The 26,380-nt window shown below is 65.7% G+C and carries 15 protein-coding genes, 1 tRNA gene and 3 rRNA genes; 13 read left to right on the plus strand and 6 right to left on the minus strand.

Features of this window, described 5'->3' with window-relative positions; genetic code table 11:
• Positions 1-89: 89 nt before the first annotated feature.
• The 3 genes from OG488_RS27770 to eccCa all read right to left on the minus strand — a co-directional run bounded on the left by OG488_RS27770 (position 90) and on the right by eccCa (position 6,985).
• Positions 90-2,390, minus strand: coding sequence for a DUF6571 family protein (locus tag OG488_RS27770; RefSeq protein ID WP_329233499.1), 2,301 nt, complete (start codon positions 2,388-2,390; stop codon positions 90-92).
• On the minus strand, positions 2,390-2,860 hold the full coding sequence (locus OG488_RS27775) for a hypothetical protein (RefSeq protein WP_329233500.1): 471 nt from the start codon (positions 2,858-2,860) through the stop codon (positions 2,390-2,392). The genes OG488_RS27770 and OG488_RS27775 overlap by 1 nt, the downstream gene beginning before the upstream one ends.
• A gap of 156 nt (positions 2,861-3,016) precedes the next feature.
• The gene (gene eccCa / locus OG488_RS27780) at positions 3,017-6,985 is read right to left on the minus strand and encodes a type VII secretion protein EccCa (RefSeq protein WP_329233502.1); all 3,969 of its coding nucleotides are present in this window, start codon (positions 6,983-6,985) and stop codon (positions 3,017-3,019) included.
• A 244-nt stretch (positions 6,986-7,229) separates the two neighbouring features.
• Between eccCa and eccD the strand changes: the two genes are divergently transcribed.
• The 6 genes from eccD to OG488_RS27810 all read left to right on the plus strand — a co-directional run bounded on the left by eccD (position 7,230) and on the right by OG488_RS27810 (position 14,314).
• Complete coding sequence (gene eccD, locus OG488_RS27785; protein ID WP_329239067.1) at positions 7,230-8,732, plus strand: type VII secretion integral membrane protein EccD; 1,503 nt, start codon at positions 7,230-7,232, stop codon at positions 8,730-8,732.
• A 188-nt stretch (positions 8,733-8,920) separates the two neighbouring features.
• Positions 8,921-9,211, plus strand: coding sequence for a 30S ribosomal protein S15 (gene rpsO / locus OG488_RS27790; protein ID WP_003965855.1), 291 nt, complete (start codon positions 8,921-8,923; stop codon positions 9,209-9,211).
• A gap of 269 nt (positions 9,212-9,480) precedes the next feature.
• A complete protein-coding gene (locus tag OG488_RS27795) occupies positions 9,481-11,694 on the plus strand; it encodes a polyribonucleotide nucleotidyltransferase (protein ID WP_329239071.1) in 2,214 nt (737 codons plus the stop codon).
• A complete protein-coding gene (locus OG488_RS27800; RefSeq protein WP_329233503.1) occupies positions 11,691-13,070 on the plus strand; it encodes a M16 family metallopeptidase in 1,380 nt (459 codons plus the stop codon). The genes OG488_RS27795 and OG488_RS27800 overlap by 4 nt, the downstream gene beginning before the upstream one ends.
• Positions 13,071-13,094: 24 nt before the next feature.
• Positions 13,095-13,847 (plus strand): 4-hydroxy-tetrahydrodipicolinate reductase, encoded by a 753-nt coding sequence (gene dapB, locus OG488_RS27805; protein WP_329233505.1) that lies wholly within the window; start codon positions 13,095-13,097, stop codon positions 13,845-13,847.
• Positions 13,848-13,861: 14 nt separating this feature from the next.
• The gene (locus OG488_RS27810) at positions 13,862-14,314 is read left to right on the plus strand and encodes a hypothetical protein (protein WP_329233507.1); all 453 of its coding nucleotides are present in this window, start codon (positions 13,862-13,864) and stop codon (positions 14,312-14,314) included.
• Between the two features lie 54 nt (positions 14,315-14,368).
• Here the strand turns inward: OG488_RS27810 and OG488_RS27815 are convergent, their stop codons facing one another.
• Both OG488_RS27815 and OG488_RS27820 read right to left on the minus strand, forming a co-directional pair.
• Positions 14,369-14,920 carry a hypothetical protein gene (locus OG488_RS27815; RefSeq protein ID WP_329233509.1) on the minus strand — a complete coding sequence of 184 codons (552 nt, stop codon included), beginning with the start codon at positions 14,918-14,920 and terminating at the stop codon, positions 14,369-14,371.
• A 93-nt stretch (positions 14,921-15,013) separates the two neighbouring features.
• A complete protein-coding gene (locus OG488_RS27820) occupies positions 15,014-15,253 on the minus strand; it encodes a hypothetical protein (protein ID WP_329233511.1) in 240 nt (79 codons plus the stop codon).
• Positions 15,254-15,427: 174 nt separating this feature from the next.
• Here OG488_RS27820 and thyX point away from each other — a divergent pair, with 174 nt between their 5' ends.
• The 7 genes from thyX to OG488_RS27855 all read left to right on the plus strand — a co-directional run bounded on the left by thyX (position 15,428) and on the right by OG488_RS27855 (position 25,128).
• A complete protein-coding gene (gene thyX / locus OG488_RS27825; protein ID WP_329233513.1) occupies positions 15,428-16,165 on the plus strand; it encodes an FAD-dependent thymidylate synthase in 738 nt (245 codons plus the stop codon).
• A gap of 152 nt (positions 16,166-16,317) precedes the next feature.
• On the plus strand, positions 16,318-17,217 hold the full coding sequence (dapA, locus tag OG488_RS27830) for a 4-hydroxy-tetrahydrodipicolinate synthase (RefSeq protein ID WP_329233515.1): 900 nt from the start codon (positions 16,318-16,320) through the stop codon (positions 17,215-17,217).
• Positions 17,218-17,347: 130 nt separating this feature from the next.
• Entirely contained in the window at positions 17,348-19,033 is a 1,686-nt protein-coding gene (locus tag OG488_RS27835; RefSeq protein ID WP_329233517.1) for a ribonuclease J, read from the plus strand.
• Between the two features lie 632 nt (positions 19,034-19,665).
• Positions 19,666-21,191 (plus strand): 16S ribosomal RNA (locus OG488_RS27840).
• A gap of 303 nt (positions 21,192-21,494) precedes the next feature.
• Positions 21,495-24,618: ribosomal RNA gene (locus tag OG488_RS27845) — 23S ribosomal RNA — on the plus strand.
• Between the two features lie 79 nt (positions 24,619-24,697).
• Positions 24,698-24,814: ribosomal RNA gene (gene rrf / locus OG488_RS27850) — 5S ribosomal RNA — on the plus strand.
• The 16S, 23S and 5S rRNA genes sit together here with 1 tRNA gene alongside, the layout of an rRNA operon.
• Before the next feature lie 241 nt (positions 24,815-25,055).
• A tRNA-Thr gene (locus OG488_RS27855) sits at positions 25,056-25,128 on the plus strand.
• 731 nt (positions 25,129-25,859) lie between these two features.
• Here OG488_RS27855 and OG488_RS27860 read toward each other — a convergent pair.
• Positions 25,860-26,354: a hypothetical protein gene (locus OG488_RS27860; RefSeq protein WP_329233519.1), complete on the minus strand. Its 495-nt coding sequence runs from the start codon at positions 26,352-26,354 to the stop codon at positions 25,860-25,862.
• Between the last annotated feature and the right edge of the window lie 26 nt (positions 26,355-26,380).

Raw genomic sequence — 26,380 nt, forward strand, 5'->3', positions numbered from 1 at the left:
CCTCACTCTTTTTTTAGTATCCAACGAAATGCTCCTTCTCGCGGTAGATCTGTCTGGGAATGGGTGGACAAGATCGGAGGTTTATCCGATCAGGTGGGGATATCTGTCTCCAGGTCATCCGCCATTTGTTGTGCCGCCGTTGAGGCGTCACCAAAACCGTCCTTGGTGCCGACTCGCGTCCATTCCATGAACTGCCCTATGTTGCGCGAATTGTGCACATTTCCCGCGCTTTCTGCCGCAGTTTTTGCGAGTTCGGTATTCCTCCTCGAGTTGTCCTCCCAGAGCTCGCCTACGGTCTGTCCAGAACTCTTTACCTTTTCGGGTTCAGTGTCCTTGAACAGCTGTTCCAGGACGGCCCCGCTGACAGTTCCCGCAACGCCGCCCACAGCAGCCCCGACGACCGGGCTGGCGACAAAACTGGTGCCAATGCCTACACCTGTGCCAATGACACCTGAAGCGATACCCTTCTTCTGATTCACAGCATTCTCGAAGTTGTCGTCGTCTTCCTTGGCTTCCCCCAGTACTGCTTCCTGGCGCCCAATAGCCAGTGTCCCGCCGACCTCGCCCGATCGGCGAGAAATTTCCTTGACCGTATCTTCGGTGGAGTGCGGGTACTTCTGGTCGTCGGCTAGGTTCGGGTTGAGGTGATAATCCATGAGGCTGGCCATGTATGATTTCTGGCCCACTTCGACAGCGCTGTAGCCCTCCGGGTTCTGCCCCAGGCTCACCAGTAGGCGAGTTACATCCGTATGGCCCAAATTGGCTGCAGAACCGGCAATCGGGAAGAGTTTGGGAACGCTCGTATTATCTTCGCTGGCATCGGTGGTGGCTCTGTTGATGTCAGGCAGATACTCAGACGCAATCTGGCCGATGCTGTCAGACATGTATCCGTGGTCTGTCAGGCGCCCAGGATCCTCCGAGATGGAGGCGGTAAGGCTTTCCATAAGCTTCGCCTGACTTTCGCTGTGGGCCGACAATCCTGCCGAGGGTATTTCTCCTGCAGGGTGCCCGGTGATTGCCGCTTCCAGAGCCAGGGCCATCGCGTTCCGGCCGGAGATACTGTCCTCGCCCTTGTCGGTATAGTCCTTCGGCCAGTCTCGCTCTTCGAAGAGGTAGTCGAAGTTACTGAGCTCCCTTATTCCCATCTTCTTGTCGCCATCCGTGTCCTCCTTGAACTCGTGGTCCTCCTCCTTCGTCAGGAAGGTGTCACTGAAGAACTCGGTCGCAGCATCGGGGCTGTTCGAGAGGGCCTTCATGAAGCCCGTCAACGGGTCGGTTCCGGAATCCGAGCCCGTGCGGTTGAGGATCGGGTCCATGGGGGCACCGACCCGCCAGGCCTCGTGCCTGCCGTTGTCCGTGCGTTCCTTCTCGGCCTTGATCAGTTCGTTCCCGTAGTCGTCGAGGAACTTGTTGTCGTAATTGCCCCAGCGCATGAGGTTGCTCATCACCTGGAAGCCGACGGTGCCCGAGTTCCGAGAGATGGGCTGGTTGCCGAGATCCACCATCTCGCGCTTCCAGTTCCTCATCTCGTACGAGTCGCTGTGGCTCGCAGTAGCCAGAGTCAGGCTCAGGTTCTTCTGCAGATCGTCGAACTGGCCGCCCCGGGCGCTCTGCAGGTCTGTGGGCCTCGGAGTGTTCAGCCCTGCCCAGAAGTCCAGCGTTCCCTGGGCCCCCAGGTTCCCCGCGAAGCGGGAGCTGAACAGCTCGTCGCCCGACATCTTCTTGAGCCCGGTGTTCAGCTTGTCGAACTCCTTGGCCGTGAGGTCCTCCGGGTTCTTCTTCGCGAGCGCCGAGAGATCATCGGCCTGCTTGATCGCGTTGGCAGCGGTGTCCCGGTCCTTGTATTCGGCGCCCGTGAACCCGAGTGCGGCCTGGTCCGCGAGGGCCTTCAGGGCGCCGGAGCCCGTGTGATCGCTCTCGGTCGCCTTGTCGAGAATCCTCTGGAGTTCGTCGCGAAGCGCGGTGACGTCGTTCTGCTCGTGGTCGGGAACAGCCGTCCCCTTGGCCGCACGGTCGGGGTGGATGTTCATCGTGACGGTGAAACCGCCACCACCTGTCGTGGTGACCGTGAGGTTCTTCTTCAGCCCGCGTCCCAGTGCGTCGTCGAGCTGCCCTTGGTACGTCTTCAACTCGTCCCGCGTGTCCTTGAGGATGCTCCACAGGGACTTGGCCTGCTTGTGGGCGTCATCGAACTCGCGCACCGTCCTGTCGACGAACCCTTTGGTGACAGTAGCGTTCTCGCCGGACCAGTCGGCCTTGTCTGCCTTTGCCTTGAGGCCGTCGCGGGCATCCTCTTTCAAGGTGGCGAGGTTGGTCACCATGGCCGACCAGTCCGTGACTGCCGCGTCCAACTGGCCGAAGGTGGCGAACCGCAGGGTTTCGAGATCCATCAGTTGTCCGCCTTGTTCTTCTCACCCTTGGGCGCGTTGTCGTCATCGAATGCCTGGTCGAGCGCGGCGATACTGCTGACCCTGCTCCTCACGTACTGGTCGTCGCCGTTGTGGAGGAACTTCGTGAGGTCCACGTGGTTCGCAATGTGGCCGCAGGCGTCCATCAGAGACTTGAGCTGTACGTCCCACCGGTCCGACACGTGCCGAAGGGCTCCTCCGAGCTCGAAGCCCTGAGTGCTGAGGTCGCCTGCGGCTGATTCGCTCGTGGGTACCGCGACGCGGGCCTCTTTCCACAAGCGGGTGTTGAGTGTGGATGCCTCGTCACGGACGCCCGACAGGTCCGTCTGATTGACGGCGAGGTCGCCCTTCTTTCCCCCGCCGCCCCCGGGTTCGGCCTTGTTCAAGCGCATCTGCGTGCTGCCCTTGTCGGTCGCTTCAGCCTTCAACTGCTCCCACTCGGCCCATGCCATGTGCGGGACCCCCTCAGTCAGTACGTGTCAGTACGTGGAAATGACGAATCTCCGGCATCGCTCCACCTCGGTGGACCGTCCGGACACCGGAGCGGGCGGTGACATCGGCGCGTACACCGCCCGCCGTCACCGCCCGCCCCCTCACCGCGGTACGCCCTACCGCTCGACGTCCATGAGCCCGGACTGCACCAGCGGGTTCCCGCGGCGCCGGGTCACGAAGACCCCGCGCCCCGGGGGCATCGGGCGCGGTCGTACGTTGCCGAGGATGTCGCCCTCGATGGGGTCGCCGGAGAGCATCAGGCCCTGGGCCCCGAGCTCCAGCATCCGCTGCATGAAGGGCTCGTACAGGGCGCGGCCGGCGCCCGCCGTGCTGCGGGCGATGATGAACCGGACGCCGACGTCCCTGGCGAACGGCAGCATCTCCGCGAGCTTGCCCAGCGGGTTCCCGCTGGACGTGGAGACCAGGTCGTAGTCGTCCACGACCACGTACACCGTCGGGCCGCTCCACCAGCTGCGCTCACGCAGCTCCTGGGCCGTGACGTCGGGGGACGGTGTGCGGCGCTTCATCAGGTCGTACAGCGCGTCCGTGTGGTGCTCCATGTTGTTGGACATGGGCACGTACTCCGCGAGGTGCGTCGCGGGGGTGACGTCGAGCAGCGCCCGCCGGTTGTCGATGACGAAGAACTTGGCGGCGTTCCCCTCGTACCGCTCGGTCAGCTGCTTGATGAGCAGGCGCAGCATGTTGGACTTGCCGGACTCGCTCTCGCCGAACACCAGGAAGAACGGGTCCCGCTCGAAGTCGAGGAAGACCGGCTCCAGGTTGTTCTCGTCGATGGCGAACGCGACGCCCCGCTCCGGCTGCGCGTAGCCCGCCGGCAGCTCGTGCGCCGGGAGTTCGCGGGGGAGCAGCCGGACGGCCGGGGCGGGAGCCGCCGTCCAGTGGCGGGCGACCTCCTGGTTCATCGCCGCCGTGGCCTCGGAGAGGTCGCTGTCGGAGTTGATGCCGTCGATCCGCGGCACCGCGGCCATGAAGTGCAGCTTCTCCGGGGTCAGACCCCGGCCGGGTACGCCGGCGGGCACGTTGACCGCGGCCTTGCGGTCCAGCTCGGAGTCCATGACGTCACCGAGCCGCAGTTCGAGCCGGTTCATCAGGTGGTCCTTCAGGTTGGCCCGGACCTCCATGGAACGCGACGCCGTGACGATCAGGTGGATGCCGTAGCCGAGGCCGCGCTGAGCGATGTCGATCGCGGCCGCTTCGAGGGCCTCGTAGTCCGTGCGGAAGTTGCCCCAGCCGTCGATGAGCAGGAAGACGTCGCCCCACGGCTGATCCGTCACCGAGATGTCGCCGCGCGCCCGGAGCCTGCGGAAGGTGGCGATGGAGTCGATGCCCGCGCTGCGGAAGTACTCCTCACGGCGCGCCATGATCCCGTAGACCTCGGCGACCGTACGGCGCACGCGCTCCGGGTCGAGCCGGGACGCGATACCGCCCACATGGGGCAGGCCGGAGACGGACGCCATGCCGCCGCCACCGAAGTCGAGGCCGTAGAACTGGACCTCCTGCGGCGTGTGCGTGAGGGCGAAGCCCGCGATGAGCGTGCGCAGCAGCGTGGACTTGCCCGACTGCGGACCACCGGTGATCTGCATGTGGCCGGCCGCACCGGAGAAGTCCCGGTAGAGCGTGTCGCGGCGCTGCTCGTACGGCTTGTCGACCACGCCCAGCGGCACGACGAGGCGCCCCGAGCCCTCGAACCCGGGCTGGGTGAGCCCCCGGCCCTCGACCGCGGAGAGTCCCGGCAGGAGCTCGTCCAGCGACGGCGGATTGTCCAGCGGGGGCAGCCACACCTGGTGCGCCGAGGCACCCCGGCCCTCCAGCCGGCGCACGATCACGTCGAGCACGGTGTCGGCCAGGGCGTCGTCCTCGGCCTTGCGCGCCTCGGGCACCCCGGGCTGCGCCGTCGGCTGCACGTAACGCACCGGCACCGGAGCGGCCGTGAAGAGCACGGGCCGGCGGTCCACCGGCAGAGGACCGGAGGACGCCGCCGGCTGGGAGCCCGAGCGGTACACCCCGGAGACGTACGCCGCCTTGAAGCGCACCATCTCGTCCGTGCCGTACTTCAGATAGCCCGAACCGGGGACGTTGGGCAGGTGGTAGGCGTCGGGGACGCCCAGTGCGGCCCGGGACTCGCCCGCGGAGAACGTCCGCAGACCGATCCGGTACGACAGGTAGGTCTCCAGGCCGCGGAGCCGCCCCTCCTCGAGGCGCTGCGAGGCCAGCAGCAGGTGGACGCCCAGCGAACGGCCGATGCGCCCGATCTGTACGAACATCTCGATGAAGTCCGGCTTGGCCGTCAGCAGCTCGCTGAACTCGTCGATGACCAGGACGAGGGAGGGGATGGGCTGGAGCGGTGCGCCCGCGGCCCGCGCCTTCTCGTAGTCGTGGATGTTCGCGTAGTTGCCCGCGTCGCGCAGCATCTCCTGGCGGCGGTTGAGCTCACCGCTGATGGAGTCGCCCATGCGGTCCACCAGCGTCAGGTCGTCGGCGAGGTTGGTGATCACCGCGGCGACATGGGGCATCTGTGCCATGCCGGCGAAGGTGGCACCACCCTTGAAGTCCGCGAGGACGAAGTTGAGTGTCTCCGAGGTGTGGGTGACGGCCAGGCCCAGTACGAGCGTGCGGAGCAGCTCGGACTTGCCGGAGCCGGTGGCGCCGACACACAGGCCGTGCGGCCCCATGCCCTCCTGCGCCGCCTCCTTGAGGTCCAGCATCACCGGGGAGCCGTCCTCGCCGACGCCGATCGGCACCCTGAGGCGCTCCGCCTGCGAGCGAGCCCGCCAGGTCCGGCTGACGTCGACCGAGGCCGCGTCACCGAGGTTCAGCAGATCGGTGAACTCCAGATTGGCGAGCAGCGGTTCGTCGTCGTCACCGCCCGAGGCCACGTGCAGCGGGGCCAGCTGACGGGCCAGCGCCTCCGCGGCCTCCTGGCTCAGCAGATCGGGGACGCCGTCGTACACCAGGCCGTGCCCCGACTCCAGCTGGAGCGCGTGGGGATCCACCACGACGGAGAGGCCGCCGCGCGCTCCGTTGACCTGGCCCGTGACGATCTCGACGACCGTCACGCCCTGGAGGCCCTCGGCGGACGCGAGCGCGGACGTCGCGGGTACGGACTCGCCGTCGAGCACGACGACGACGTGGGGCTGGTCCATGAGCGGCTGGCCGCCCGGCTGGAAGCGGGGCCGGCCGTCGAGACGGCCCGCGAGCATCTCCTCGAGCTCCGCGACGCTGGTGCTGATCAGGCGGCGGCTGCCGGCACCGTCCACGGCGCCGCGCGCCTGGACGTGCGGGAGCCACTTCGTCCAGTCCCAGCGCGGAGCGGAGTCGCGGCCCGTCGCGACGGCGATGATCAGGTCCTCGGGGGAGTGGAGCGACGCGAGGGCCCCGATCATCGCGCGTGCCGTGGCCCGCGCGGACTCCGCCTCGCCGCTGATCGTCAGGTGGTAGAAGGCGCGGAGGGAGACGGCCATCGGAAGGCCGTCCAGCGTGCTGTGCGTCGTCAGGAACTGCTGCATCGCCCCGGCGGTCAGCGGCTCCAGCTCGTCGACCGGCGCGGTGTCGGGTGCGACGAGCGGTGTGGCGAGCTCCTGGCTGCCCAGGCCGATGCGTACGTGAGCGAAGTCCGCGTCCCCGACACGGCGCTCCCACACCCGGCTGCCCTCGGCGACGAGCGCCCACAGCTGCTCGGGGGACGGGTGGAGGTAGAACTGCGCGTCGCGCTGCTCCCGGGCCGTCCTGAGCACGGCGCGACGGGTCTGCGTCAGGTACTTCAGATAGTCGCGTCGCATGTCCGCGAGCTGGCCCTGGGTGCCCCGCCGGAAGCGGAGGATCATCGCGACGGCCATCGCGACGGTCGACGCAATCATGATCATGCCCATGATCCGCATGATCGGGTTCGGCGTCATGAAGAAGAAGACGACGGAACCACCCATGCCGAGCATCGGCAGCAGCTGCATCATCACCCCCTCCTGCTGCCCGCGAGGCAGCTCGGGCGGAGGTTGCAACTGCACCTGCTCGCCCGGAACTTCGGAGGGGAGGGCCCGCGGTGGGCGCTTGACGACGATCTGGCTCACAGCTCACCAATTCCCTTGCCGGACGGAACTGTTCCTATCGGCGCCCCCGTGGCGACGGGTTCCGTCCGCGGGAGGATCCTACTGGCGTACCCGGTGACCCGAGGGCGGTAGGGTGTCGCGACGCGTGTACGCATCCGCTAACTACCGCAAAAAAATGGGTCATTCGGGACGGAGTCGGAACCGGTGATCCAGGGGTGCGTCGCAGGAGGTCCAGGAGCAGCATGAGGGGGAGCAGCACGTGACTATGACGGCCCAGACGGCGGCTACCGGATCCGGTCGGCCGGGTCCCGGAGTTCAGGCGGGCAACGGAACCGGTTTCTGCCGGGTCACGGTCGTCGCGCCCGACAGCCGCGTCGACGTGGCGCTGCCCGAGGACGTCGCCGTCGCCGACCTCTACCCGGAGATCCTCCGGCTGTCGGGGCAGAGCCCCGCCCCGGGCGCCCCGGTCGGCTACCACCTGGTGCGCCGTGACGGCACCGTCCTCGACGGCGGGCGCACGCTGGCGGGCCAGCGCATCCTCGACGGCGAGCTGCTGTCCCTGCGGCCCTTCTCGGAATCGCTGCCCCCCGCGGTCTTCGACGACGTCTCCGACGCCGTGGCGACCGCCGTGGCCCGGGACCGGACCCTCTGGGGCGACAGCCTCATGCGCACGGCCGGACTCTTCGGCGGCTCGGTCCTGCTGGTCCTGCTCGGCTTCGTGCTGTGGACCTCCGACATCCGGCACGACATGCACGGCCTGCCGGGCATCCTGGCCGCCGTCACCGCCGTACTCCTGCTCGCGCTGGCCTGCGTCCGCGCGCGTGTCTACGCGGACCGCGGCTCGTCCATCGCCCTGGGGATCGGCGTGCTCGCCAACGCGGCGGTCGCCGGTGCCGGCCTGCTCCCGCTCAGTGAGGGCCAGGGAGTCGGAAGGCTCCAGTTCCTCCTCGCCTGCGCCGCCGTGCTGGTGGCGTCGGTGATCCTCATGATCGCCGCCCCCGAGGGCGACGGGACCTTCGTCGCCTTCGTCTTCGCCTCCGTGATCGGGGCACTTGTGACCTTCGTCGCGATCATGACCGGCATGGAGCCGGCCGAGACCGCGGCCGTCTGCGCCCCCCTCTCGGTCGGGCTCCTCGCGTTCCTGCCCGGGCTCTCCACCCGCTTCGCCCGTCTCCCGATCGGCTTCGAGCCGCCCCGTACCACCGTGGGCGACTACGGCACGGCCGACCCCGCGCCGCAGGGCCCGGTCGACGCCGACCGCATCGCCGCCCAGGCGCGGCGCGGCCACGAACTGCTCCTCGGCCTGGTCGGCGGATGCGCACTGGTGGCCGTCGGAGCAGCCGCGGTGCTCGGCTTCTCGGACGGCGTCTGGGGCCAGCTGCTGGCGCTCGCCACCGGCGTGGCCATGCTCATGCGCGCCCACCTGTTCCGCTACACGGCCCAGGTCGGCTGCGCCCTGGGGGCCGGTCTCGCCGCCCTCGTGCTCCTCGGCCTCGGCCTGTCGCTCAACCCGCCGCTCGAACTGCTCTCCGAGGCGGCCCACGGGGACGGCGCCGGACTCGACATCCGTACGATCTGGCTCACCGCCGCCGTCGCCGGTGTCGCCGCTCTGATCACCGCGATCGGGCTCATCGTGCCGCGCAAGGGAGTCACCCCGTTCTGGGGACGTTTCCTGGAGGTCGCCGAAGCGTGCGTCCTCCTCACGCTGCTGCCGCTGTGCCTCGCGGTCTTCGACGTCTACCACTCGATCCGGGCGCTCACCAGCTGATCCCTCCGGGGCCGAGGGCAACCGGGTCCGTGGCGGCTGGTACGCTGTGTGACGGCCGTTTGTGTACGCGCCTCCGGGATCATCCTGAGGGCTGCGCTCATCGGACCTTCGCCTCCGAGTCATGGAAGCTCCCCTGAGATCAAGACCAGGGGCACTCGTGGGCGCATCGAACACCAAGAGGAGTACGCGTGCCGCTCGACGCCGCTACGAAGAAGCAGATCATGTCCGAGTTCGCCCAGAAGGAGGGTGACACCGGATCCCCCGAGGTTCAGGTCGCCATGCTCTCCCGCCGGATCTCGGACCTGACGGAGCACCTCAAGACGCACAAGCACGACCACCACTCCCGTCGTGGTCTGCTGATCCTGGTCGGCCAGCGTCGCCGCCTCCTGCAGTACCTGGCCAAGAAGGACATCCAGCGCTTCCGTGCGCTCGTCGACCGCCTCGGCATCCGCCGTGGCGCGGCCGGCGGCGCCAAGTAAGGACGCTGTGAAAGGGAGCGGTTCCCACTTCTAGGGGGCCGCTCCCTTTGCCGTACGTGCGGGACCGGGGGCAACCTCAGTAACCTGGACGTACGACAACGACGAGGAGAGGCGCGCCACGGCCGCCGCCGGTCCTCGGTAGTGGCCCCCGGGACAACGCCCGGGAGCTTCGATCGAAGACCGGCCCCGCACACACGGTGCGCTTCTCCGCACCGTCCTGAGCCACACGGGCGTCAGGACGAAAGACGACGAGTATGGAGAAATCACTAGTGGAGAACGAGACCCACTACGCCGAGGCCGTTATCGACAACGGAACCTTCGGCACCCGCACCATCCGCTTCGAGACGGGCCGCCTGGCCAAGCAGGCCGCAGGCTCCGCCGTCGCGTACCTGGACGACGACACCATGGTGCTGTCGGCCACCACCGCTTCCAAGCGGCCCAAGGACCAGCTCGACTTCTTCCCCCTCACGGTGGACGTCGAGGAGCGGCAGTACGCGGCCGGCAAGATCCCCGGCTCCTTCTTCCGCCGTGAGGGCCGGCCCTCCGAGGACGCGATCCTCACCTGCCGCCTGATCGACCGCCCGCTGCGCCCCTCCTTCAAGAAGGGCCTGCGCAACGAGATCCAGATCGTCGAGACGATCATGGCGCTCAACCCCGACCACCTGTACGACGTGGTCGCGATCAACGCCGCCTCCGCTTCGACGATCCTGGCGGGCCTGCCCTTCTCCGGCCCGATCGGCGCCACCCGCGTCGCCCTGATCAAGGGCCAGTGGGTCGCGTTCCCGACGCACACCGAGCTCGAGGACGCCGTCTTCGACATGGTCGTCGCCGGTCGCGTCCTCGAGGACGGCGATGTCGCGATCATGATGGTCGAGGCCGAGGCCACCGAGAAGACCATCCAGCTCGTGAAGGACGGCGCCGAGGCCCCGACCGAAGAGGTCGTCGCCGCGGGCCTCGAGGCCGCGAAGCCCTTCATCAAGGCGCTCTGCAAGGCCCAGTCCGATCTCGCCTCCAAGGCCGCCAAGCCCACCGGCGAGTTCCCGGTCTTCCTCGACTACCAGGACGACGTCCTGGAGGCGCTCAGCAAGGCCGTCAGCACCGAGCTCGCCAAGGCGCTCACCATCGCCGGCAAGCAGGAGCGCGAGGCGGAGCTGGACCGCATCAAGGAGATCGCCGGCGAGAAGCTGCTCCCGGCCTTCGAGGGCCGCGAGAAGGAGATCTCGGGTGCCTACCGCGCGCTGACCAAGAAGCTGGTCCGCGAGCGCGTCATCAAGGACAAGGTCCGCATCGACGGCCGTGGCGTCACGGACATCCGTACGCTCGCCGCCGAGGTCGAGGCCATCCCGCGCGTGCACGGCTCGGCGCTGTTCGAGCGTGGCGAGACCCAGATCCTGGGCGTCACCACCCTCAACATGCTCCGCATGGAGCAGCAGCTGGACACCCTCTCCCCGGTGACCCGCAAGCGCTACATGCACAACTACAACTTCCCGCCGTACTCCGTCGGTGAGACCGGCCGCGTGGGCTCGCCCAAGCGCCGCGAGATCGGCCACGGCGCGCTCGCCGAGCGCGCCATCGTGCCGGTGCTGCCGTCGCGCGAGGAGTTCCCCTACGCGATCCGCCAGGTCTCCGAGGCGCTGGGCTCCAACGGCTCGACGTCCATGGGCTCGGTCTGCGCCTCCACCATGTCCCTGCTGAACGCCGGTGTGCCCCTCAAGGCCGCCGTCGCCGGTATCGCCATGGGCCTGATCTCGCAGGAGATCGACGGCAAGACCCACTACGTCGCCCTCACCGACATCCTCGGTGCGGAGGACGCCTTCGGCGACATGGACTTCAAGGTCGCCGGCACGAAGCAGTTCGTGACCGCGCTCCAGCTCGACACCAAGCTCGACGGCATCCCCGCCTCGGTCCTGGCCGCCGCGCTGAAGCAGGCCCGTGACGCGCGTCTGCACATCCTGGACGTCATGAACGAGGCCATCGACGTCCCGGACGAGATGTCCCCGAACGCCCCGCGGATCATCACCGTCAAGATCCCGGTGGACAAGATCGGTGAGGTCATCGGCCCCAAGGGCAAGATGATCAACCAGATCCAGGAGGACACCGGCGCCGACATCACGATCGAGGACGACGGCACCATCTACATCGGTGCCCAGCAGGGCTCGCAGGCCGAGGCCGCCCGCGCCACGATCAACGCCATCGCCAACCCGACCATGCCGGAGGTCGGCGAGCGCTACCTGGGTACGGTCGTCAAGACCACCACCTTCGGTGCTTTCGTCTCCCTGATGCCCGGCAAGGACGGTCTGCTGCACATCTCGCAGATCCGCAAGCTCGCCGGTGGCAAGCGCGTGGAGAACGTCGAGGACGTGCTCGGCGTCGGCGCCAAGGTCCAGGTCGAGATCGCGGAGATCGACTCCCGCGGCAAGCTCTCCCTCATCCCCGTCATCGAGGGCGAAGAGGACGAGAAGAAGGACGACACCGACAAGTGACGTCCCGTAGTTCCGTGACGACGGCCCGCCCCTCCTCGGAGGGGCGGGCCGTCGCCCGTACCCAAACCCTTCTCAAGGGCAGCAACGGCATCGGCACCGTCCGCCGCACCGTCCTCCCCGGCGGTCTCCGGGTCGTCACCGAGACGCTGCCCTCCGTCCGCTCCGCCACCTTCGGGATCTGGGCCAACGTCGGTTCGCGCGACGAGACGCCCACCCTGAACGGCGCGACGCACTACCTCGAGCACCTCCTCTTCAAGGGCACGGCCAAGCGCAGCGCCCTCGACATCTCGTCCGCGATCGACGCGGTCGGCGGCGAGATGAACGCCTTCACGGCGAAGGAGTACACCTGCTACTACGCGCGGGTCCTGGACACCGACCTCCCGCTGGCCATCGATGTCGTCTGCGACATGCTGACCGGCTCCCTGATCGCCCCCGAGGACGTCGACGCCGAGCGCGGCGTCATCCTCGAGGAGATCGCGATGACGGAGGACGACCCGGGCGACTGCGTGCACGACCTGTTCGCGCACACCATGCTCGGCGACACCCCGCTCGGCCGCCCGGTCCTGGGGACCGTGGACACGATCAACGCGCTGAACCGCGGCCAGATCGCCCGCTTCTACAAGAAGCACTACGACCCCACGCACCTCGTCGTCGCCGCCGCGGGCAACGTCGACCACGCCACGGTCGTACGCCAGGTCCGCAGGGCGTTCGAGCGCGCGGGCGCCCTGACCCGCACCGACGCCGTCCCCACGGCGCCGCGCGAGGGCTCCCGCACCCTGCGTGCCACCGGCCGTGTCGAGCTGCTCAACCGCAAGACCGAGCAGGCCCACGTCGTCCTCGGCATGCCCGGCCTGGCCAGGACCGACGAGCGCCGCTGGGCGCTCGGCGTCCTGAACACCGCGCTCGGCGGCGGAATGAGCTCCCGCCTCTTCCAGGAGGTCCGGGAGAAGCGCGGCCTCGCCTACAGCGTGTACTCGTACACCTCGGGCTTCGCCGACTGCGGACTCTTCGGCGTCTACGCCGGCTGCCGGCCCAGCCAGGTGCACGACGTCCTCAAGATCTGCCGCGACGAGCTCGACCGCGTGGCGACGGACGGCCTCGGCGACGAGGAGATCAGCCGCGCCGTCGGCCAGCTCGCCGGTTCCACCGTCCTCGGCCTGGAGGACACGGGCGCGCTCATGAACCGCATCGGCAAGAGCGAGCTCTGCTGGGGCGAACAGATGTCCGTCGATGACATGCTGGCCAAGATCGCGGCGGTCACCCCCGACGAGGTCCGGGCCGTGGCGGCCGACGTCCTCGGACAGCGGCCCTCGCTCTCGGTCATCGGCCCTTTGAAGGACAAGCAGGCGGACCGCCTCCAGGAAGCCGTCTCCTAACCTCCCCGTAAGGAAAAAGAGCACATGAGCAAGTTGCGCGTGGCCGTTCTCGGCGCCAAGGGACGCATCGGTTCCGAGGCGGTACGAGCCGTGGAGGCCGCCGACGACATGGAGCTCGTCGCCGCGCTCGGCCGCGGCGACCGGCTGGAGGCCCTCACGGACAGCGGGGCCCAGGCGGTCGTCGAGCTGACCACGCCCTCGTCGGTGATGGACAACCTCGACTTCTGCGTCCGGCACGGGATCCACGCCGTCGTCGGCACCACGGGCTGGACCGACGAACGGCTCGCGCAGCTGAACACCTGGCTCTCCGGCTCCCCGGAGACCGGCGTGCTCATCGCGCCGAACTTCTCCATCGGCGCGGTCCTCACGATGACGTTCGCGGAGCAGGCCGCCCGTTACTTCGAGTCCGTCGAGGTCATCGAACTGCACCACCCGAACAAGGCGGACGCCCCCTCCGGCACGGCCACCAGGACCGCGCAGCTCATCGCGGCGGCGCGCGACAAGGCCGGAGTAGGGCCGCAGCCCGACGCCACCGCCACGGCGCTCGACGGTGCCCGCGGCGCGGACGTCGACGGCGTCCCGGTCCACTCCGTCCGCCTCCGCGGCCTCCTGGCGCACCAGGAGGTCCTGCTAGGCGGCGAGGGCGAGACCCTCACCATCCGGCACGACTCGCTGCACCACAGCAGCTTCATGCCGGGCATCCTGCTCGGCACCCGCCGTGTGGTGACCACTCCCGGCCTCACCTTCGGCCTGGAACACTTCCTCGACCTGAACTGACTGGGCCCCACCCCATGCGCGCAAAGCTCACCTACGCCGTCACCGCCGCCGTCCTGGTCTTCTACTTCGTCCTGGCCGGCAGCCGCGGCGTCCTGCTCATCAAGCACGGCACGCTGCTCACGGTCACCTTCGGCGTGGCCGTGCTGATCCTGCCGGTGATCGGCATCTGGTTCCTCTGGAAGAACACCCAGTTCGTCCGCAGGGCCAACGCCCTGGCCGCCGAACTGGACGCGGAGGGCGGCCTCCCCGTCGACGAGCTGGTGCGCACCCCCTCCGGGCGTATCGACCGCGACTCCGCCGACGCCGTCTTCGCGCGGCGCCGCGAGGAGACCGAGGACAGCCCGGACGACTGGCGCTGCTGGTTCCGGCTGGCGGTCGCCTACCAGGACGCCAGGGACACCCCACGCGCCCGCAAGGCGATGCAGCGCGCCATCGCCCTGCACATGGACAAGCCGGTACGCGCCTGAGCGGCGCCGTACCGGCTTGTGGGGGTCCCTGCGGCCCCGAGGGGCCGCGGCGGGTCAGCCGGCGCGGTACTCGTCGCCCCAGGCCTCGATGGAGTCCGTGGCACGCTCGAACGCCTCGGCGCGGGCCAGGAAGTCCGCGTTGTGGTCGGTGACCAGCGGAGCCAGCGGCTGGCCCCCCTTGCGCACCACGACCAGGGCCTGCCCCTGGACCGTGCGCGGGAGACCGAGCCACTTCACCGGCTGCTGCACCGTGCGGACCGCCGTGGCGTCCGCCCAGCGCACGGTCGTCGTGCGGAAGAAGCCCACGCGGCGTACGCCGTGGCGGCTCACCCAGGCGCCGACCCTCAGGAGCCGCAGTGCGCCGGCGATCACCACGGCCGCGAGCAGGAAGCACAGGCTGGCGCTGGACAGCGATCCGGCGAAGGTGATGATCATCGCGGCGAGCAGCACGAAGGACGCCAGCAGCAGCAGGGTGGCCGCCGCCGCGACCCGCCACGGGCCGGGGCGGTAGGGACGCCGCCAGCTGTCGTGGTCGTCGAACGGCAGCGCGATGTCCTCTGCGTCCGCGTCGAATACGCGGTCGGCCGTCAGGAAGGGCAGGGGCACGACTGATCCTCACTCACAAGCACGCTCGATTGCTGTGCCCGGTGAGGCTACCGAGCGGCCCCCCGGCCGACCACTCCAGGGGGCCCGTACGGGTCAGCGGTGCTGGGAGGCCTCGGACGTCTGACCGTGGGACGGCGTCGGATCGGTGTCGAGGGCCGGCAGACCGAAGAGCAGCGATCCGGCGAAACCGGCGATCAGCGTGAGCCCCACGAGGGAACGAGAGGCCAGCTGGGAGCGACTGGCTCGCCGGCGGGGAGGCGGGGTGACATTACTGCGGAACCGGTCGGCCTCGGCGACGAACGAGAACGGGACGGATTCACGCCGGCGGAACATGAGGAAACTCTCCTTGAACTGTGTGACGGGTGCTGCTAATGAGTCAGACGTACGAGAGACACGATCGGTGCCCCGAATCGCCGATCTCCTCCAGATTTCCCGCTGACGGATCGCTTCCCCACGGCCCGTAGAGTGGACGCCGCCCGAGCGAAGCAATTGGAAGGACCCCCGCCGGTGAGCGACACCCCCGAGCCCACGAAGGCCCACTTCCGCAGCGATGTCACCGTTGACCTGGTGAAATCAGCGGCCGGCGACTCCGACGTGCTGTTCGCAGCCCGTGTGTCCACGGCCGGGGAGCAGTCCCTGGAAGAGGTCACGAAGGACCCCGAGCGCTCCAAGGGACTCATCAACTACCTGATGCGGGACCGGCACGGCAGCCCGTTCGAGCACAACTCGATGACCTTCTTCATCAGCGCCCCGATCTTCGTGTTCCGTGAGTTCATGCGGCACCGCGTGGGCTGGTCGTACAACGAGGAATCGGGCCGCTACAGGGAGCTCGAGCCGGTTTTCTACGTGCCGGGGGAGTCCCGCAAGCTCATCCAGCAGGGCCGCCCCGGAAAGTACGAGTTCGTCGAGGGCACCCCGGAGCAGCACGCGCTCACCAGCCGTGCCATGGAGGACTCCTACCGCCAGGCGTACGACGCCTACCAGGAGATGCTCGCCGCCGGAGTCGCCCGTGAGGTCGCCCGCGCCGTGCTCCCCGTCGGTCTCTTCTCCACGATGTACGCCACCTGCAACGCCCGGTCGCTGATGCACTTCCTCGGTCTGCGCACGCAGCACGAGCTGGCCAAGGTGCCGTCGTTCCCGCAGCGCGAGATCGAAATGGTCGGAGAGCAGATGGAACAGCACTGGCAGACCCTGATGCCGCTCACTCATGCCGCCTTCAACAAAAACGGACGGGTCGCCCCATAGGCGGTGTCCGTATTGCGGCGTTTCATGAAGTTCATCTAGGCTGATCAAACGGACCCGGCACTGCCTGAACCCCCGAGCAGGCAGTGCCGGGCTCCTCTTCCTCGTCCCCCCGAGGGGGCACGACGCTCCGAGCAACGAGTAGCGTGTTACCCATGGCTCCGATCTCCACTCCGCAGACCCCCTTCGGGAGGGTCCTCACCGCTATGGTCACGCCCTTCACGGCGGACGGCGCAATCGACCTCGACGGCGCCCAGCGGCTCGCCGCCCATCTGGTGGACGCAGGCAACGACGGCCTGGTCGTCAACGGCACCACGGGCGAGTCCCCGACCACCAGCGACGCGGAGAAAGACCAGCTCGTCAGGGCTGTGCTGGAAGCGGTAGGAGACCGCGCCCACGTCGTCGCAGGCGTCGGCACCAACGACACACGGCACAGCATCGAGCTGGCACGCACCGCCGAGCGCACCGGCGCCCACGGCCTCCTCGCGGTCACGCCGTACTACAACAAGCCGCCGCAGGAGGGCCTCCTCCGCCACTTCGGCGCCATCGCGGACTCCACGGAGCTCCCGGTGATGCTGTACGACATTCCCGGCCGCAGCGGTGTGCCGATCGACACAGAGACGCTCGTGCGTCTCGCCGAGCACCCCAGGATCGTCGCCAACAAGGACGCCAAGGGAGACCTGGGCCGTGCCAGCTGGGCCATAGCTCAGTCCGGCCTCGCCTGGTACTCGGGCGACGACATGCTCAACCTTCCCCTGCTCTCGGTCGGCGCCGTCGGCTTCGTCTCCGTCGTCGGCCACGTCGTCACCCCGGAGCTCCGCGCGCTCATCGAGGCACACCTCGGCGGTGACGTGCAGAAGGCCACGGAGATCCACCAGAAGCTGCTCCCGGTCTTCACCGGGATGTTCCGCACCCAGGGCGTGATCACCACCAAGGCCGCGCTCACCCTGCAGGGCCTGCCCGCCGGCCCACTGCGCCTCCCCCTGGTGGAACTCACCGCACAGGAGACGGCCCAGCTCAAGATCGATCTGGCTGCCGGTGGGGTACAGCTCTGACCACGGACTTCACAACTGAATACGCGAGGACACTCGCGGCGGAAACACCACCTGACAACAGCAAGTGCACGAATGACATGCGCGCCACGTGCCCTCAGCGGTACGTGGCGTGCGTGGTAAGGAGAGTCTTTTGAGTCATCCGCATCCTGAACTCGGTACGCCGCCGAAGCTCCCCAAGAACGGCCTGCGGGTCACCCCGCTGGGCGGCCTGGGCGAGATCGGCCGCAACATGACGGTCTTCGAGTACGGCGGCCGTCTGCTCATCGTCGACTGCGGTGTGCTCTTCCCCGAGGAGGAGCAGCCCGGGATCGACCTGATCCTTCCGGACTTCACCACCATCCGGGACCGCCTGGACGACATCGAGGGCATCGTCCTCACGCACGGCCACGAGGACCACATCGGAGCCGTCCCGTATCTGCTCCGGCTGAAGCCGGACATCCCCCTCATCGGCTCCAAGCTGACCCTCGCACTCATCGAGGCCAAGCTCCAGGAGCACCGGATCCGTCCCTACACCCTCGAGGTGACCGAGGGACAGCGTGAGCGCATCGGCATCTTCGACTGCGAGTTCGTCGCGGTCAACCACTCCATCCCGGACGCCCTCGCGGTCGCCATCCGCACCCCTGCGGGCATGGCCGTCGTCACCGGCGACTTCAAGATGGACCAGCTCCCGCTGGACGGCCGTCTCACCGACCTGCACGCCTTCGCGAGGCTGAGCGAGGAAGGCATCGACCTCCTCCTCTCCGACTCGACGAACGCGGAGGTCCCGGGATTCGTTCCGCCGGAGCGGGACATCTCCAACGTCCTGCGCACGGTGTTCGCCAACGCGCAGAAGCGCATCATCGTGGCCAGCTTCGCGAGCCACGTGCACCGCATCCAGCAGATCCTGGACGCCGCCCACGAGTACGGCCGCAGGGTCGCCTTCGTGGGACGTTCCATGGTCCGCAACATGGGGATCGCTCGTGACCTGGGCTACCTGAAGGTGCCCGCCGGCCTGGTCGTGGACGTCAAGAGCCTCGACGACCTGCCCGACGACGAGGTCGTGCTCGTCTGCACGGGCTCCCAGGGCGAGCCCATGGCCGCGCTCTCCCGCATGGCCAACCGTGACCACCAGATCCGGATCGTCCCGGGCGACACCGTGATCCTGGCGTCCTCACTGATCCCGGGCAACGAGAACGCGGTCTACCGCGTGATCAACGGCCTGACCCGCTGGGGCGCGAACGTCGTCCACAAGGGCAACGCCAAGGTCCACGTCTCGGGCCACGCCTCGGCCGGCGAGCTGCTGTACTTCTACAACATCTGCAAGCCGAAGAACCTGATGCCGGTGCACGGCGAATGGCGCCATCTCAGGGCCAACGCCGAGCTCGGTGCGCTGACCGGGGTGCCGAAGGACCACATCGTCATCGCGGAGGACGGCGTCGTCGTCGACCTCGTCGACGGCAAGGCGAAGATCGTCGGCAAGGTCCAGGCCGGTTACGTGTACGTCGACGGCCTCTCGGTCGGCGACGTCACGGAGACGTCCCTCAAGGACCGTCGCATCCTCGGCGACGAGGGGATCATCTCGGTCTTCATCGTGGTCGACAGCTCGTCCGGCAAGATCGTGGGCGGTCCTCACATCCAGGCCCGCGGCTCCGGCATCGACGACTCCGCGTTCAGCGCCGTGGTGCCCAAGGTCCAGGACGCCCTCAACAAGTCGGCCCAGGACGGCGTGATGGAGCCGCACCAGCTCCAGCAGCTGGTCCGGCGCACCGTGGGCAAGTGGGTGTCGGACACCTACCGCCGGCGTCCGATGATCCTTCCGGTCGTCGTCGAGGTCTGACCCGACGGGCGCCGACAGGTCGCCAACCAGGAGCGGGGCGCCTCGATTTGCATCGGGGCGCCCCGCTCCAGTACGTTTGCGATTCCGCCTGAACGGGAAGCAGCTCGCGCACCTGTGCGCCGAGAGGCACCCCGAGGGGGCGGGAAATCCGGCTCAGAATCTCTGATAAAGTCGGGTCCGCCGAAAGGCAAAGGCCACTCCGCAGGCCGCTGGATTCTGATTCGGACCGGAAACGGAACGGAAAAGAGTCTGGTAAAGTCGGACTCGCCGGAAAGGGAAACGCGAAAGCGAAGAACTGGAAAGCGAAACAGCAGGAACCCGCTTCGGCCGGGAATCGGACACGAAAGAGTCTGATAGAGTCGGAAACGCAAGAACGAAGGGAAGCGCCCGGAGGGCCCCGGTGAAACGGGACCGAAGGAAGCGTCCGTTCCTTGAGAACTCAACAGCGTGCCAAAAATCAACGCCAAATTTGTTGATACCCCGGCCCACTTCGGTGGGTTGGTGGTTCCTTTGAAGTCCTACCGGCCCATGTGGCGGGTAGGCAACATCAGCGAGGACGCTGTGGACGACCATCCCTATTCCGGATCGGTCGTCCCGCTCTTCTATGGTGCTCTCCCGATTACGGGAAAACATTCATGGAGAGTTTGATCCTGGCTCAGGACGAACGCTGGCGGCGTGCTTAACACATGCAAGTCGAACGATGAAGCCCTTCGGGGTGGATTAGTGGCGAACGGGTGAGTAACACGTGGGCAATCTGCCCTTCACTCTGGGACAAGCCCTGGAAACGGGGTCTAATACCGGATAACACTCTGTCCCTCATGGGGCGGGGTTAAAAGCTCCGGCGGTGAAGGATGAGCCCGCGGCCTATCAGCTTGTTGGTGGGGTAATGGCCTACCAAGGCGACGACGGGTAGCCGGCCTGAGAGGGCGACCGGCCACACTGGGACTGAGACACGGCCCAGACTCCTACGGGAGGCAGCAGTGGGGAATATTGCACAATGGGCGAAAGCCTGATGCAGCGACGCCGCGTGAGGGATGACGGCCTTCGGGTTGTAAACCTCTTTCAGCAGGGAAGAAGCGAAAGTGACGGTACCTGCAGAAGAAGCGCCGGCTAACTACGTGCCAGCAGCCGCGGTAATACGTAGGGCGCAAGCGTTGTCCGGAATTATTGGGCGTAAAGAGCTCGTAGGCGGCTTGTCACGTCGGATGTGAAAGCTCGGGGCTTAACCCCGAGTCTGCATTCGATACGGGCTAGCTAGAGTGTGGTAGGGGAGATCGGAATTCCTGGTGTAGCGGTGAAATGCGCAGATATCAGGAGGAACACCGGTGGCGAAGGCGGATCTCTGGGCCATTACTGACGCTGAGGAGCGAAAGCGTGGGGAGCGAACAGGATTAGATACCCTGGTAGTCCACGCCGTAAACGTTGGGAACTAGGTGTTGGCGACATTCCACGTCGTCGGTGCCGCAGCTAACGCATTAAGTTCCCCGCCTGGGGAGTACGGCCGCAAGGCTAAAACTCAAAGGAATTGACGGGGGCCCGCACAAGCAGCGGAGCATGTGGCTTAATTCGACGCAACGCGAAGAACCTTACCAAGGCTTGACATATACCGGAAAGCATCAGAGATGGTGCCCCCCTTGTGGTCGGTATACAGGTGGTGCATGGCTGTCGTCAGCTCGTGTCGTGAGATGTTGGGTTAAGTCCCGCAACGAGCGCAACCCTTGTTCTGTGTTGCCAGCATGCCCTTCGGGGTGATGGGGACTCACAGGAGACTGCCGGGGTCAACTCGGAGGAAGGTGGGGACGACGTCAAGTCATCATGCCCCTTATGTCTTGGGCTGCACACGTGCTACAATGGCCGGTACAATGAGCTGCGATGCCGCGAGGCGGAGCGAATCTCAAAAAGCCGGTCTCAGTTCGGATTGGGGTCTGCAACTCGACCCCATGAAGTCGGAGTTGCTAGTAATCGCAGATCAGCATTGCTGCGGTGAATACGTTCCCGGGCCTTGTACACACCGCCCGTCACGTCACGAAAGTCGGTAACACCCGAAGCCGGTGGCCCAACCCCTTGTGGGAGGGAGCTGTCGAAGGTGGGACTGGCGATTGGGACGAAGTCGTAACAAGGTAGCCGTACCGGAAGGTGCGGCTGGATCACCTCCTTTCTAAGGAGCATCTAGGTTTCCTTCGGGGAATCCAGAGACCATTACGTCGGCAAATGTTCGACGGTGGTTGCTCATGGGTGGAACGTTGATTATTCGGCACGATGAGCACGGTTCTGTGAGTACTGCTTCGGCGTGGAAAACAGGATCGGGTTGGTCGGGTCGGGCACGCTGTTGGGTATCTGAAGGTACGGGCTCGTTGAGTCTGGATCTTCGGTTGCCGGCCCCAGTGAACTCGCCTGTTTGGGCGGGGTGATGGGTGGCTGGTCGTTGTTTGAGAACTGCACAGTGGACGCGAGCATCTGTGGCCAAGTTTTTAAGGGCGCACGGTGGATGCCTTGGCACCAGGAACCGATGAAGGACGTGGGAGGCCACGATAGTCCCCGGGGAGCTGTCAACCAAGCTTTGATCCGGGGGTTTCCGAATGGGGAAACCCGGCAGTCGTCATGGGCTGTCACCCGCTGCTGAACACATAGGCAGTGTGGAGGGAACGAGGGGAAGTGAAACATCTCAGTACCCTCAGGAAGAGAAAACAACCGTGATTCCGGGAGTAGTGGCGAGCGAAACTGGATGAGGCCAAACCGTATGCGTGTGATACCCGGCAGGGGTTGCGCATGCGGGGTTGTGGGAGTTCTCTTGATCAATCTGCCGATTGGTCGGCAAGTCAGAAACCGTTGGTGTAGGCGAAGGACATGCGAAAGGTCCGGCGTAGAGGGTAAGACCCCCGTAGCTGAAACATCAACGGCTTGCTTGAGAACCACCCAAGTAGCACGGGGCCCGAGAAATCCCGTGTGAATCTGGCGGGACCACCCGCTAAGCCTAAATATTCCCTGGTGACCGATAGCGGATAGTACCGTGAGGGAATGGTGAAAAGTACCGCGGGAGCGGAGTGAAATAGTACCTGAAACCGTGTGCCTACAAGCCGTGGGAGCGTCGCTGGCAGCACTTGTGCTGTCAGTCGTGACTGCGTGCCTTTTGAAGAATGAGCCTGCGAGTTAGCGGTGTGTAGCGAGGTTAACCCGTGTGGGGAAGCCGTAGCGAAAGCGAGTCCGAATAGGGCGATTGAGTTGCACGCTCTAGACCCGAAGCGGAGTGATCTAGCCATGGGCAGGTTGAAGCGGAGGTAAGACTTCGTGGAGGACCGAACCCACCAGGGTTGAAAACCTGGGGGATGACCTGTGGTTAGGGGTGAAAGGCCAATCAAACTCCGTGATAGCTGGTTCTCCCCGAAATGCATTTAGGTGCAGCGTCGTGTGTTTCTTGCCGGAGGTAGAGCACTGGATAGGCGATGGGCCCTACCGGGTTACTGACCTTAGCCAAACTCCGAATGCCGGTAAGTGAGAGCACGGCAGTGAGACTGTGGGGGATAAGCTCCATGGTCGAGAGGGAAACAGCCCAGAGCATCGACTAAGGCCCCTAAGCGTACGCTAAGTGGGAAAGGATGTGGAGTCGCAGAGACAACCAGGAGGTTGGCTTAGAAGCAGCCACCCTTGAAAGAGTGCGTAATAGCTCACTGGTCAAGTGATTCCGCGCCGACAATGTAGCGGGGCTCAAGCGTACCGCCGAAGTCGTGTCATTCACACATATAGGGCCAACGCCTGTGTGGATGGGTAGGGGAGCGTCGTGTGCCGGGTGAAGCAGCCGCGGAAGCGAGTTGTGGACGGTTCACGAGTGAGAATGCAGGCATGAGTAGCGATACACACGTGAGAAACGTGTGCGCCGATTGACTAAGGGTTCCTGGGTCAAGCTGATCTGCCCAGGGTAAGTCGGGACCTAAGGCGAGGCCGACAGGCGTAGTCGATGGACAACCGGTTGATATTCCGGTACCCGCTTTGAAACGCCCAATACTGAATCAGGCGATGCTAAGTCCGTGAAGCCGGCCCGATCTCTTCGGAGTTGAGGGTAGTGGTGGAGCCGACGAACCAGACTTGTACTAGGTAAGCGATGGGGTGACGCAGGAAGGTAGTCCAGCCCGGGCGGTGGTTGTCCCGGGGTAAGGGTGTAGGCCGTGTGGTAGGCAAATCCGTCACACATTAAGGCTGAGACCTGATGCCGAGCCGATTGTGGTGAAGTGGATGATCCTATGCTGTCGAGAAAAGCCTCTAGCGAGTTTCATGGCGGCCCGTACCCTAAACCGACTCAGGTAGTCAGGTAGAGAATACCGAGGCGTTCGGGTGAACTATGGTTAAGGAACTCGGCAAAATGCCCCCGTAACTTCGGGAGAAGGGGGCCATCACTGGTGATCCGATTTACTCGGTGAGCTGGGGGTGGCCGCAGAGACCAGCGAGAAGCGACTGTTTACTAAAAACACAGGTCCGTGCGAAGCCGTAAGGCGATGTATACGGACTGACGCCTGCCCGGTGCTGGAACGTTAAGGGGACCGGTTAGTGCACTTTCGGGTGTGCGAAGCTGAGAACTTAAGCGCCAGTAAACGGCGGTGGTAACTATAACCATCCTAAGGTAGCGAAATTCCTTGTCGGGTAAGTTCCGACCTGCACGAATGGCGTAACGACTTCTCGACTGTCTCAACCATAGGCCCGGTGAAATTGCACTACGAGTAAAGATGCTCGTTTCGCGCAGCAGGACGGAAAGACCCCGGGACCTTTACTATAGTTTGATATTGGTGTTCGGTTCGGCTTGTGTAGGATAGGTGGGAGACTTTGAAGCAGCCACGCCAGTGGTTGTGGAGTCGCCGTTGAAATACCACTCTGGTCGTGCTGGATGTCTAACCTGGGTCCGTGATCCGGATCAGGGACAGTGTCTGATGGGTAGTTTAACTGGGGCGGTTGCCTCCTAAAGAGTAACGGAGGCGCCCAAAGGTTCCCTCAGCCTGGTTGGCAATCAGGTGTTGAGTGTAAGTGCACAAGGGAGCTTGACTGTGAGACCGACGGGTCGAGCAGGGACGAAAGTCGGGACTAGTGATCCGGCAGTGGCTTGTGGAAGCGCTGTCGCTCAACGGATAAAAGGTACCCCGGGGATAACAGGCTGATCTTCCCCAAGAGTCCATATCGACGGGATGGTTTGGCACCTCGATGTCGGCTCGTCGCATCCTGGGGCTGGAGTCGGTCCCAAGGGTTGGGCTGTTCGCCCATTAAAGCGGTACGCGAGCTGGGTTTAGAACGTCGTGAGACAGTTCGGTCCCTATCCGCTGTGCGCGTAGGAATATTGAGAAGGGCTGTCCCTAGTACGAGAGGACCGGGACGGACGAACCTCTGGTGTGCCAGTTGTCCTGCCAAGGGCATGGCTGGTTGGCTACGTTCGGAAAGGATAACCGCTGAAAGCATCTAAGCGGGAAGCCTGCTTCGAGATGAGTATTCCCACCACCTTGAGTGGTTAAGGCTCCCAGTAGACGACTGGGTTGATAGGCCAGATGTGGAAGCCCGGTAACGGGTGGAGCTGACTGGTACTAATAGGCCGAGGGCTTGTCCTCAGTTGCTCGCGTCCACTGTGTTAGTTCTGAAATAACGAACGGCCGTGTTTTTGCCCGGTGTTGGTTAATTTCATAGTGTTTCGGTGGTCATTGCGTTAGGGAAACGCCCGGTTACATTCCGAACCCGGAAGCTAAGCCTTTCAGCGCCGATGGTACTGCAGGGGGGACCCTGTGGGAGAGTAGGACGCCGCCGAACAATTATTCCGGGAAAGCCCCGTGCCCTTGTGGCACGGGGCTTTTCTGCGTTCCGGATCAGTAAGGTGCAGTCGGGACAGAGCCTGTGGTGCCGGCCGCCGGTGCCATCGGTCGATCCCTGCAAGGCCGGGGCGTGGCAGGCGACTGCCCCGCAGGACACGAGCACCGGACGGCGCGTCAGGATGGTTTTGAGTACCCCCCTGTTCGGGGTATGCTTTATCTCGTTGCCGCAGGGCAACAAGGCCCCAATAGCTCAGTCGGTAGAGCGTCTCCATGGTAAGGAGAAGGTCTGCGGTTCGATTCCGCATTGGGGCTCAGCAGAGAAAGGCCCCCGCCCCACGGCGGGGGCCTTTTCTGTGTCCTGGCTACCGGGCCCGTGCGTCCAAGAGGTGTCCCGCACCTTCTGATCGAGGCGGACGCCTCGGACATGTGCGATCACGTCTGGTGGGCCCAGGCCGGCACGGTTGATCCGGCCTCGGCCTCGGATCACGCCGTCTGCGACCAGTGTCTTCCGCAGCGCGTCGGGTGCCAGTGAGTCCTCGAAGCCCTCGCTGAGGCCTCGCCCCGTGTCTGCGTACTCGTACCGGACCGCGTACATGCTTCCCTCGTGATGCCATTCCCAGCGCACCAGAGGTCGCGCGAGGACCGCTTCGAACCACTCTGCCGCTCTGTTCCCCAGCTCTGTCGGGCTGCCCGCGGCGACGAGGCTGAACTCACTCGCGGCCTGCTGGACAGTGAAGTGCTGGTTATGGAGTGTGCCCCCTCGGACGACACAGCCGTCGAAGTGGGCGCCCACAGTCAGAACTCCCTGGTTGCGTTGAGGGTCACCGATGTCCAGGTAGACGATCAGCCGGCCGTCGAAGGTGGAAGCCGAGGGCAGCACCACGGTGTCGAGCGGGTCCACCAGCCAGGTTCCCGCGCGGTCGGCCAGAACATCTACGAACGCGCGTTGCGCCCCGTCCAGGTCGTCCTCGTCGTACTCGAACCAGGGGATCTCATCCATTACGCACTCCATGGTCGGCACAAGGCTGCCCGAAAGCTGCCGGTCACGGGTGAGATGATCTTGATATGGCTGTCGCAGTGGGCATGAGCGCTTCCACGTCGTCCGTGGTGGTGCCGTCCGGTCTCCGTCCGAAGGACGCCTCAAGGACCACGGGAAGGTCCGCTTCGGCGACCCGGGCGCGTATCCCCGGCAGGACCTGGCGGAACTCGCCGTCACTGATGACGCCCAGGAACTCCTGACGCAACCCGTGGATGACATCGACGAGTTCCGGCCGAAGGCGCATCCATGCACGCGACGTGCGGATCTCCGCGTCCACCTGGTCCATGAACCAGCGAATCACCGCGTACGGGATGTCCAAATGCTCTCCGTGGGTGTCGAAGCACACCGTCGGCTCACGCGCCGGATCCTCGTCGGGAACGATCGCGATGACCAGGGTCCGGTCGGTGGACGAGTGATCCAGCTCCAGGTACCAGGAGTCGTCGGGCACGGAGTACATCGTGGTGATCGCGTAATCGCTGTCGGGCGAGGGAATGGTCATGGCGGCATGCTGCCAGGCCGGAGCCG

This window comes from Streptomyces sp. NBC_01460 (assembly GCF_036227405.1).
GTDB lineage: Bacteria > Actinomycetota > Actinomycetes > Streptomycetales > Streptomycetaceae > Streptomyces.